This window comes from Burkholderia sp. 28_3 (genome assembly GCF_003253915.1).
GTDB classification, from domain to species: domain Bacteria; phylum Pseudomonadota; class Gammaproteobacteria; order Burkholderiales; family Burkholderiaceae; genus Burkholderia; species Burkholderia cenocepacia.
The window spans coordinates 163905-174058 of sequence record NZ_QKZF01000017.1; the positions used below are offsets into that span (position 1 = coordinate 163905).

Consider the following 10154-nt stretch of genomic DNA (forward strand, 5'->3'; position numbering starts at 1 on the left):
ACCGGCGACGCGCGGGGCGCCGCCGGCCGGTGGGGGATATCGGGTCGTTCAGGTCGCGAGCGGCGTATCGAACGGCATCGAACGCGGCCGCTCGCCGGTCGCGCGCCAGATCGCATCCGCCACCGCCGGCGCGACGGGCGGCAACGCGACCTCGCCGCAGCCTTGCGGATCGCGGTCGCTGTCGACGATCACCACCTCGATCTTCGGCATCGCGGCCAGGCCGAGCAGCGGATAGTCGGCGAAATTGCGCTGCACGACCGCGCCGTGCTCGAACGTGATTTCGCTCCTGAACGTGTTGGTGAGCGCAAAGCCGACGCCGCCCTCGACCATCTCGCGAATCAGCAGCGGATTGATCGCGCGGCCGCAGTCGATCCCGCACACGATCCGCTCGAGCCTCACGCTGCCGCGCGTCACGCGCACCTCGGCGACCGCCGCGACGTACGTGCTGAACGCGCCGCCGCGCCCGGTGTACAGCGAATACGCGACCCCGCGCGACAGGCCGGCCGGCGCGCGGCCGAACCAGTTCGCGCGCGCGGCCGTCGCATCGAGCACGCGCAGCGCGAGCGCATCGTGCTTCAGCAACGCGCGCCGGTATTGCACCGGGTCGGCCCGCACCGTATGCGCGAGCTCGTTCACGAAGCTTTCGAGGAAGAACACGGTCGACGTGCTGCCGACGCTGCGCATGAAGCTGACCGGGATCGGCTGCATCACCGTGACGGAATCGACCAGCAGGTTCGGCACGTCGTAGCAAAGGTCGTACAGGCCGTCGAGCATCGTCTCGTCCCAGCCGCCCGCCTTGTCGTAGCGGTCGCGCTTGATCGCCGCATACAGCGAATGGCCGGCGACGCGCGCATGCAGCGCGACCGGCAGGCCGTCGCGGCCGAGCGCCGCGCGAAACCGCGCGGACGCGCACGGCCGGTAGAAGCCGTGACGGATGTCGCCCTCGCGCGAGCGGATCACCTTCACGGGCCGCCCGACCGCCTTCGACGCGACGGCCGCATGCACGACGAAATCGGGCACGTACTTGCGGCCGAAGCTGCCGCCGAGAAACGTCGTGTTGACGATCACGCGCTCGGCCGGCACGCCGAACAGCGCCGACAGCGTCCAGCGCACCTTGTCCTGCCCCTGGATCGGCCCCCAGACCTCGATCTCGCCGGCCCGCACGTGCACGGTCGCATTGACGGGCTCCATCGTCGCGTGAGCGATGTACGGCGTGTGGTAGTCGGCTTCGACGACGTTGCCGGACTCGGCGAGATGGCGCCCGGGCTCGCCGACCTGCGTCGCGACCACCGCGTGCTCCGCCTGCAGCGCGCCCTTGCGCTGCGCGAGGATCGTCGTGCTGTCGAATGCCGGCGTCGGGCCCGCGTCCCACACGATGTCCGCCGCGTCGCACGCCTTCTTCGCCTGCCAGTAGGTCTGCGCGACGACGATCACCGCGTCCTTCGCGACCACGACGTCCGCCACGCCCGGCATCGCGCGCAATGCGTCGCGGTTCTTCACGGCGCTCGGCTTGCCGTTCAGCGTCGGCGCCATCGTCAGCGCGCCGACCAGCATGTCGGGCACCTGCACGTCGATGCCGAAGATCGCGCTGCCGTCGACCTTCGCGGGCACGTCGAGCTTGTGCAGCGGACGGCCGATCAGCGTGTGCGCGGAAGCCGGTTTCAGGCGCGGCTGCGGATCGTGCGGCAGCCTGGCCGCGTCGTCGACGAGCGCGCCGTACGACAGCGAACGCCCGCTCGGCGGATGGATGACGCGGCCGTCGCGCGTCACGCACTGCGTGTCGCGCACGCCGAGCCGCGCGGCGCCGGCCCGCAGGAACGCCGAGCGCGCCTGCGCCCCCGCGATCCGCAACCGCGTGTAGAACATCGTCGCCGACATCGATGCGCCGACGAATTGCTGCGGCGCCTCGTTCGCGGCATCGATCCGGTACGCGTCGCGTCCCGTGACGAACTCGACCGTCACGCTGCGCCAGTCGGCATCCATCTCGTCGGCCAGCACCTGCGGCAGCCCGGTATGGACGCCCTGCCCGACTTCCGCCTGCGACAAGCCGATGATCGTCCGGCCGTCCGCGTCGACGCGAACCCAGTCGTTGATCTCGCGAAAGCGCGCGCCGTCGCCGGCCGCCTGCACGACGTCGCCGAATGCCAGCGGCAGCAGCAGGCTGCCCGCCAGCGCGACGCCGCCCTTCAGGAACACGCGTCGCGCCGCGTTCGGCACGGGCTGCGCCCGCACCGCGTCAGCCGGCCGCGACATGGATCGCCTCGCGAATGCGTTGATAGGTCGCGCAGCGGCACAGGTTCGTGACGGCCGCGTCGATCTGCGCGTCGGTCGGCTTGCGGTGGCGCGCGAGCAGCGCGGCCGTCGCCATCACCATCCCCGACTGGCAATAGCCGCATTGCGGCACGTCCTTCTCGATCCACGCGCGCTGCACCGGATGCGAGCGGTCGTGCGACAGCCCTTCGATCGTCGTGATCGCGCGGCCCGCGACGCTCGCCGCCGGCAGCACGCACGCGCGCGCGGCTTCGCCGTCGAGATGCACGGTGCAGGCGCCGCACGCGCCGATGCCGCAGCCGTATTTGGTGCCCGTCAGTCTGGCCGAGTCGCGAATGACCCACAGGAGCGGCGTATCGGGATCGCCGTCGAAATCGAACGGCTGGCCGTTCAGCATGAAGCGCATCGTCTGTCTCCCTGTTGCGCATCGCCCGTTCGTCATCCGGCGGATGACGGCGATGGCTTGACAGGAATTCTTGGCGGCGCAAAAAGCGGCGCCAATGACCTTTGCTCCCGAAAAAGTAGCCGTTCGTCCAGATCGTTTCAGCCGACGAATGGCGCGTGCCGCCCGGTTCGCCGCGGCCCCGGCTTGCGGACGGGCCGCGATCGGCTATCGTGTGTCCATGCCCACCGCCGTCCCCTTCCCGGGAACCCGCCATGAACGTCCAGCTCAACCACACGATCGTCTGGTGCCGCGACAAGCATGCGTCGAGCCGCTTCCTCACCGAACTGCTGGAATTGCCGCCGCCGACGCCGTTCGGCGCGATGCTGGTCGTCGCGCTCGACAATCGCGTGTCGCTCGATTTTTACGAACAGGCGGGGGAGATCCGATCGCAGCATTACGCGTTCCTGATCGACGAGGCCGGCTTCGATCGCGTGCTCGCGCGCCTTCGCGAACGCGGCTTGCCGCACTGGGCCGATCCGGCGAAGCGGCAAGCCGGTGACATCTACCGCCACAACGGCGGACGCGGCGTCTACTTCGACGACCCGGACGGTCACTTCCTCGAAGTGATGACGCAGCCGTACGTGCTGAACGGCTAGCGCGACAGGCCGGCATGGCGCCGGCCCGGACGGCGCGGCGCGGGTGTCGCCCGGTTGCGGACGAAACCCGGACGACTGCCCCGGCTGCCGCCGGCTGCCGTTACTCGGCGGCGGCCGTCGTCTTGCGCGGACGACGCGCGCGCGGCGCCGCCTTGCGGGCCGGCTTCTTCGGCTTCGCGGCGGCCGGTGCTTCGGGAGTCGCGTCGACGGTTGCTTCGACCGACGCCACGCCGTGCGACGGTTGCGCGGCGTCGTCCCGAGCGCCGGAAGCGCGAGGCGCCGGCTCGGCGTGCCGCTCGTCATGCGCCGCGTCGCGATGCGGTTCGTCCGCATGCTGGCCGTGCGCGTGCGCATCGCCGCCATGCGGCGTGTCGCCCTGCGCGGCGGTGTCCGCCTTGCCGGCCGCGTGGCGACCGGCGGCCTTCGCGGCCGCGCCCTTCTTCGCGCCGGTCTTCTTCGCCGCGCTCTTGCGCGCACGCTTGCGCCCATCCTTCGCGTCGCCGTGCGCGTCGGCCACCGCGGGTGCTTCGGGCGTCTCGGGCGTGTCGGCCGGCGCCGCGTCGGCGACCTCAGCAAGTTCCGCGTCTTCCGCCTCGACCTGCACGCTTTCGTGAACGACCGATTCCGCCCGCTGCCCGCGACGGCGCGCCTCGCGGCCGGCCGGTACCGGCTCCGCCGCCCGTGTGCCATGGTGGCCGCCGTGGTGCGCCGCGCCGCCCTCACCACCCGCCGCAACGTGCTCGGCGGCCGCCGACTGGCGGGCCCGCGACACGAACGCGCCCGACTTGTCGTCGCGCCCCACTTCGAGCAGGCCGCGCGCCTGCGCCTCGTCCAGCAGGTTGCCGAACGCGCGGAACCCGTAATACGACTCGTTGAAATCCGGCTTGCGGCGCTTGATCGCGCTCTTGAGCACCGACGCCCAGATCTTGCCGACGTCGTCGCGCTCCGACGCGAGCGCGTCGAAGGTCTCGACCGCCAGCGCGATCGCCTCGGCCTTGCGCGCGTCCATGTCGTGCTTGCGCGACGGCTCGTCCGGCCGCTTCGCGCCGCCGTTGCCCGCGCGCTGCTGCTGTTCGCGCTTCGCGAGCGCACGCTGCTGCTCGCGCACCAGATCGTCGTAGAAGATGAATTCGTCGCAGTTCGCGACCAGCAGGTCCGACGTCGATTTCTTCACGCCGACGCCGATCACCTTCTTCGCGTTCTCGCGCAGCTTCGACACGAGCGGCGAAAAATCCGAATCGCCGCTGATGATCACGAACGTATCGACGTGCGACTTCGTGTAGCAAAGGTCGAGCGCGTCCACGACGAGCCGGATGTCGGCCGAATTCTTGCCCGACTGGCGCACGTGCGGAATCTCGATCAGCTCGAAGCTCGCTTCGTGCATCGACGCCTTGAAGCCCTTGTAGCGATCCCAGTCGCAATAGGCCTTCTTCACGACGATGCTGCCTTTGAGCAGCAGGCGCTCCAGCACGGGCTTGATGTCGAATTTCTCGTACTTCGCGTCGCGCACGCCGAGCGCGACGTTCTCGAAGTCGCAGAACACGGCCATGCTGACGTTGTCCAGGGGTAATGCCATGTGTACTCCAACCGGTGGGCCGCCGCGTTATTCACACGTGGCGGCGAAAAATGCATCGCGCACATGATAGCCGGTCGGCGCGTCATTCCCGCATCCATGTGAATGAATGACCCGGCCGCGCATGCCGGTGCGCCGGGAGCCGGTACGCCCGACTGCCGGTATGCCCGACGCCGGTACGCCCGATGCCGGTACGCCCCTTATTACGCGCCCGCCGCCGGGTCAATTCGACATTACACTTGAGTTATCGGTCGTCCGTCCCTATCTGGATGGATGACGCATCGAGCAAGGAGCGGTTTCATGACGACGAAGGTACTGCTGATTGGCGCGACCGGCCGGACGGGCCAGGCCTGCGCGGATCTGCTGCTCAAGCAGCCGGAGTTCGAGGTCACGGCGCTCGTGCGCCGGCACGGCTATGCGCTGGCGGGCGCACGGGTCGTCGAGGCCGATCTGACGAACGATTTCTCGCACGCTTTCCAGGGCATCACGCACGTGATCTACGCGGCCGGCTCGGCCGAATCGGACGGCGCGACCGAAGAGGAGCAGGTCGACCGCGACGCGGTGGCCCGCGCGGCCGACTACGCGCTCGCCTACAACGCACAGAAGCTCGTGGTGGTCAGCTCGCTGTCCGCGTACCGGCCCGAGCAGGGGCCGGACGCGCTGCACCACTATTCGCAGATGAAGCGCGAAGGCGACGACCGCGTGATCGCATCGGGCGTCGACTACGTGATCCTGCGCCCGGGCCCGCTCACCGACGATCCGGGCGTCGGCAAGATCGCGCTGACCGATACGTGGCTCGATCCCGCGCCGCCCGTGTCGCGCCAGGACGTGGCATGGGCCGCGATCGAGGCGATCAAGCTCGGCATTTCGCGCAAGATCGTCGGCTTCGTCGGCGGCAGCGTGCCGATCGAGCAGGCGTTGCGCGCATGACGGCCCGTTGCGCGCCGCCGGCAGGCGGCGCATGCCCGTGCCCGCGGCCCGCACGACGGGCCGTTTTCATGCGCGGGGCAGCCGCTTACTGCTTCGGATGCGCGTCGGCCCACGCCTTCACGGCGGCAAGCGTGTTCTCGACATGCTTGTCGGGCGACAGGCTCGTGTATTCGTAGAGAATCTTCCCTTCCGGCGAAATCACGTAGGACACGCGGTTCGCCCGGTCGAGCGCCGGCAGCTTCGCGTCGTATTCGCGGATGATCTTCGCGTCCGGGTCGGCCGCGACCGGGAATTTGCTCCGGCACTCGCTCACCGAGAACTTCGTCAGCGTGTCGATGTTGTCGGCCGACACGCCGATCACCGTCGCGCCGTAAGCCTTGTAACGGTCGACCGCGTCCGCGAACGCATGCGCCTCGATCGTGCAACCCTTCGTGAACGCCGCCGGATAGAAATACAGCACGACCGGCCCCTGCTTCAGCGCGTCCGCGAGCGAGTACGTGTAAGTCTTGCCGCCCAGCGACGCCTGCGTCGTGAAATCGGGCGCCGCGGCGCCCGGCTTCAGTTCCGCCTGCGCCAGCAGCGCATGGCCGGCCATCAGCGCCGCCATGGCGCCCAGCAACAGTTTTCGCTTCATCTGCGTCCTCATTTCTTATAAAGTCAGCCTCGATGCAGGCCCCTCGGGCGTTCGCCTGACGAACACCTGCCTCGTTGATCCGGACCGCGACAGCCCCGCGCGCGGCCGGCCCGTTAAAGATTTCTGACAGTCTGCCGTTATTCCTTCCGGACAACCGGTTCCAGCCCTTCACGTCAGCGAGAAACATGGAAGCCAACAGGAAACAGACGTCACGCAAGGGCTCCTGGCGCAGCGCCTTGCATACGCTGCGCCGCTTCGCTCGGTCGGGCGGCGCGCTGATGCCCGCGCGCGCCGTCGCGCCGCGCCGCGACGATTCCGTGCGCAACTGGCTGGAACAGACGGTCGGCACGGTGGATTTCCTCGCCCATGTCGACCGCGAGCTGCGCTTTCTGTATGTGTCCGACGCCAGCCTGCGCTTCATCGGCTACCACCGCGACTACCTGCACACGCTGACGCTGCGCGACCTGATCGCCGAACAGGATACCCCGGCGCTCGAAGGGCTGCTTGCACGCGCCGCCCGTTCCGGCCAGGTCGAGAAGGCGACGATGTGCATCGTCAAGTCGCTCACCTACCCGCTGGACGTCGAGATCCGCGCGTTCAAGAGCCGCCACCACGGCGTCGACGGCTTCGCGATCGCGGCGTTCGACGTGTCGTCGTGGCGCGCGCTCGAGGCACGCCTCACGTACGAAATGCACCACGACCCGATGACGGGCCTCGACAACCTGTCCGCGCTCGTGCCAGCGCTGATGCGCGCGCAGCAGACCGCCGACGAGCACGGCACCTGTGCGGCGCTGCTGCTGCTCGACCTCGACGACTACCAGCGGATCAACCGCGCGCTCGGCTACGACGCGGGCGACACGCTGCTGCGCGAGACCGCGCAGCGGCTGAAGGCGCTCGTCACGCCGAACGAACGGCTCGCGCGCGTCGCGAGCGACAAGTTCGCGGTCGTGCTGAACGCACCGGACCGCGCACAGGCGAGCCAGGCCGCCGACGCGCTCGCGCGCCGGCTGCAGGCCGCGGTGCGCGAGCCCTACGTGTACCACGGGCAGACCGTGCACCTGTCCGCGAGCATCGGCATCGCGCTCTACCCCGACGAACGTGCCGCGCCGCATCGGGCGCAGCACCACAGCCCGCTGCTGCGCCGCGCCGACCACGCGCTCTCGCAGGCGAAGGCGTCGGGCGGCAACGCGCTCGCGTTCCATGCGCCCGTCGACGATCCGGCCGACGCCGAACGCCTCAAGCTCGAAGCCGACCTGTACGACGGCGTGCGCAACGGCGAGTTTTCGCTCCATTTCCAGCCGATCACGCGCAGCCAGTCGGGCGCGGTGGTCGGCGTCGAGGCGCTGATCCGCTGGCGCCATCCGGTGCACGGCCTCGTGCCGCCGGCCACCTTCATCCCGCTCGCCGAATCGATCGGCCTGATCAACTACCTCGGCAACTGGGTGCTCAAGGCCGCGTGCATGCAGCTCGTCGCCTGGGACGGCCAGGGGCTCGCGCTGCAATACGTGGCGGTCAACGTGTCGCCGCAGCAGTTCCGCGATCCGCGCTTCACGCAGAGCGTGCGCGAGGCGATCGCGCTGACGGGCATCGACCCGCGCCGCATCGTGCTCGAAATCACCGAAAGCCTGCTGATGCACGACCCCGCGCACGCGAAGGTGCTGCTCGAGGAGCTGACCGATCTCGGCATCCGCTTCGCGATCGACGATTTCGGCACCGGCTATTCGAGCCTCGCCTATCTGCAGCGCTTCCCGCTCGCGAAGCTGAAGATCGACCGCAGTTTCGTCGAGAACCTGCTGACGTCGCGCAACGATCGCGCGATCGTGTCGGCGGTGGTCGGCCTCGCGCAGACACTGGATCTCGAGCTCGTCGCCGAAGGCGTCGAGACCGAGGCGCAGCGCGAGCTGCTGACGGAGATGGGCTGCAATCACATCCAGGGCTGGCTCGTCTGCCAGGCGCTGCCGTCCGAGGAGCTCGCGCGGCGCTTCGAGGCGCAGCAGCTGCACCTGCACGCCGCCGCCTGACGCGCGGCGAACCGGACAGATCCGTATGTCAACCACCGAATACCTGCCCCGCACCGCGCTGCTCGACAAGCTGTGGGCCCGGATGAACGAACGGGGCGATTTCCCGCTGCTGTCGGAATCGCTGCGCGCGACGATGGCCGCGATGAAGAACGACGACCTCGACTTCACCGCGCTCGTGCGCGTCGTGCTGTCGGACTTCGCGCTCACGCAGAAAGTGTTGCGGCTCGCGAACTCCGCGATGTACATGGCGTTCGGCGGCAACATCACCACCGTGACCCGCGCCCTGATGGTGCTCGGCATGGACGCCGTCGGCCATCTCGTGGTCGGGCTGAAGCTCGTCGACCATTTCCACCAGAGCACGCCGCGGCGCATCGACGCGAAGCTGGAGCTGAACCGCGCGCTGCTGTCCGGCTGCGTCGCGCGCAAGCTCACCGAGCGCGCCGAACTGCGCTCGGGCGAGGAAGCCGTCGTCTGCACGCTGATGCGCCAGGTCGGCAAGCTGCTGGTGGTCTGCTATCTCGACAGCGAGTGGGACCGCATCCGGCGCCGCGCGGCCGAGCTGAACGGCGACGAATCGGCGGCCTGCGTCGACGTGCTCGGCGTCGGCTTCGACGAGATCGGCCTCGAGGCGGCCGCGCGCTGGCGGCTGCCCGACGTGATCCGCGCCGGGATGGCCGACGACGATCACGCGGCGCACGCCGACGCGTTCGACGACGAAGACGATGACGCCCGCCACGCGGAGCCGGCCGCCGACGACGGCCCGGCCGAGCGCATCCGCTGGCTGCGCGCGGTCAGTCGCTGTTCGACCGACGTCGCCGGCGCGCTCGTCATGCCCGCCAGCCCGCAGCGCGACGCGCGCATCGCGGCGCTCGCGCAGCACTACGGCGCCGAGCTGGACATGGAATCCGAGGCGCTCGTCGAGATCGCCGAGCGCCTCGCGCGCGAGGAAGCGAGCGACACCGTGATGCGCGAGATCGTCGAGCTGCGTGCGAACGCCGATGCGATCGCACGCGCGCAGGCCGAACCCGAGGCCTGCCTCGAAGCCGGCCTGGCCGACCTGCGCGCGCTGCCGTCCGAGCACGTGCTGACGCCGGTGCTCGCGCTCGCGTCGGAAAGCCTGCTGGCCGGCCTCGCGTTCACGCGCACCGTGATGTTCGTGCGTCACGACGACGGCACGTTCGCCGCGCGCCTCGGCTTCGGCCCCGGCGTCGATACGACGCTCGACCGGCTACGCTTCGACGAGCGCTTCGAGCCGGACGTGTTTCATCTCGCGATCACGAATTCGGTCGGCATCTTCATCGAGCAGGCGCAGGAGCCGAAGATGGTGAAGCGCCTGCCCGCGTGGTATCTCGACGCGTTCGACGACACGCGCGCGTTCGTGCTGCTGCCCGTGCGGGTCGGCACGACGACCGTCGCGCTGCTGTACGGCGACTGGGCCGGCGCGCAACCCGCGCGCAAGATCTCGCAGCAGGAGATGGCGGTGCTCAACGAACTCGCGCGCGAACTGGGGCGGTTCTTTCCCGCGCCGGCCGGCTGACGGCCGGCGCGCCTCCGGCGTTTTCGCTTCCCCAAAAGCAAACCGGCCGCATCTGAGCTGCACCCCAAAAGTTGGACTAGATCCAACCTTTGGGGTGTTTTTCATGACGAAGTACGACGAACGTTTTCGGCGTCGAGTGGTTCAGGC

General features: G+C 69.4%; 8 protein-coding genes. 4 read left to right on the forward strand and 4 right to left on the reverse strand.

All coding sequences use genetic code 11. From position 1 onward, the window contains the following. Positions 1-48 precede the first annotated feature (48 nt). Together DFS13_RS28650 and DFS13_RS28655 are read right to left on the reverse strand one after the other, a co-directional pair. Positions 49-2253, reverse strand: coding sequence for a xanthine dehydrogenase family protein molybdopterin-binding subunit (locus DFS13_RS28650; RefSeq protein WP_111442402.1), 2205 nt, complete (start codon positions 2251-2253; stop codon positions 49-51). After that, positions 2237-2677 (reverse strand): (2Fe-2S)-binding protein, encoded by a 441-nt coding sequence (locus DFS13_RS28655; protein ID WP_006491242.1) that lies wholly within the window; start codon positions 2675-2677, stop codon positions 2237-2239. The genes DFS13_RS28650 and DFS13_RS28655 overlap by 17 nt, the downstream gene beginning before the upstream one ends. Before the next feature lie 251 nt (positions 2678-2928). Between DFS13_RS28655 and DFS13_RS28660 the strand changes: the two genes are divergently transcribed. Beyond that, complete coding sequence (locus tag DFS13_RS28660) at positions 2929-3312, forward strand: VOC family protein (protein WP_006491250.1); 384 nt, start codon at positions 2929-2931, stop codon at positions 3310-3312. Between the two features lie 100 nt (positions 3313-3412). Here the strand turns inward: DFS13_RS28660 and DFS13_RS28665 are convergent, their stop codons facing one another. Then, on the reverse strand, positions 3413-4888 hold the full coding sequence (locus DFS13_RS28665; RefSeq protein WP_111442403.1) for an NYN domain-containing protein: 1476 nt from the start codon (positions 4886-4888) through the stop codon (positions 3413-3415). Positions 4889-5185: 297 nt separating this feature from the next. On the opposite strand from DFS13_RS28665, the gene DFS13_RS28670 reads away from it, so the two are divergent. Beyond that, positions 5186-5815, forward strand: coding sequence for an SDR family oxidoreductase (locus DFS13_RS28670; protein WP_034200810.1), 630 nt, complete (start codon positions 5186-5188; stop codon positions 5813-5815). Between the two features lie 85 nt (positions 5816-5900). Here DFS13_RS28670 and DFS13_RS28675 read toward each other — a convergent pair whose 3' ends face one another. Then, positions 5901-6449, reverse strand: coding sequence for a peroxiredoxin (locus DFS13_RS28675; RefSeq protein ID WP_006497688.1), 549 nt, complete (start codon positions 6447-6449; stop codon positions 5901-5903). Between the two features lie 278 nt (positions 6450-6727). Here DFS13_RS28675 and cdpA point away from each other — a divergent pair, with 278 nt between their 5' ends. Beyond that, positions 6728-8470 (forward strand): cyclic di-GMP phosphodiesterase CdpA, encoded by a 1743-nt coding sequence (gene cdpA, locus DFS13_RS28680; RefSeq protein ID WP_012492445.1) that lies wholly within the window; start codon positions 6728-6730, stop codon positions 8468-8470. A gap of 25 nt (positions 8471-8495) precedes the next feature. Further along, positions 8496-10007, forward strand: a complete 1512-nt coding sequence (locus DFS13_RS28685; RefSeq protein ID WP_006493187.1) for an HDOD domain-containing protein — start codon at positions 8496-8498, stop codon at positions 10005-10007. Positions 10008-10154: the final 147 nt, after the last annotated feature.

Excerpts from the sequence above, each read along its gene's own strand:
- DFS13_RS28650 (WP_111442402.1), bottom strand. The coding sequence starts at position 2,253 with ATGTCGCGGCCGGCTGACGCGGTGCGGGCGCAGCCCGTGCCGAACGCG.
- DFS13_RS28655 (WP_006491242.1), bottom strand. The coding sequence starts at position 2,677 with ATGCGCTTCATGCTGAACGGCCAGCCGTTCGATTTCGACGGCGATCCC.
- DFS13_RS28660 (WP_006491250.1), top strand. The coding sequence starts at position 2,929 with ATGAACGTCCAGCTCAACCACACGATCGTCTGGTGCCGCGACAAGCAT.
- DFS13_RS28665 (WP_111442403.1), bottom strand. The coding sequence starts at position 4,888 with ATGGCATTACCCCTGGACAACGTCAGCATGGCCGTGTTCTGCGACTTC.
- DFS13_RS28670 (WP_034200810.1), top strand. The coding sequence starts at position 5,186 with ATGACGACGAAGGTACTGCTGATTGGCGCGACCGGCCGGACGGGCCAG.
- DFS13_RS28675 (WP_006497688.1), bottom strand. The coding sequence starts at position 6,449 with ATGAAGCGAAAACTGTTGCTGGGCGCCATGGCGGCGCTGATGGCCGGC.
- cdpA (WP_012492445.1), top strand. The coding sequence starts at position 6,728 with ATGCCCGCGCGCGCCGTCGCGCCGCGCCGCGACGATTCCGTGCGCAAC.
- DFS13_RS28685 (WP_006493187.1), top strand. The coding sequence starts at position 8,496 with ATGTCAACCACCGAATACCTGCCCCGCACCGCGCTGCTCGACAAGCTG.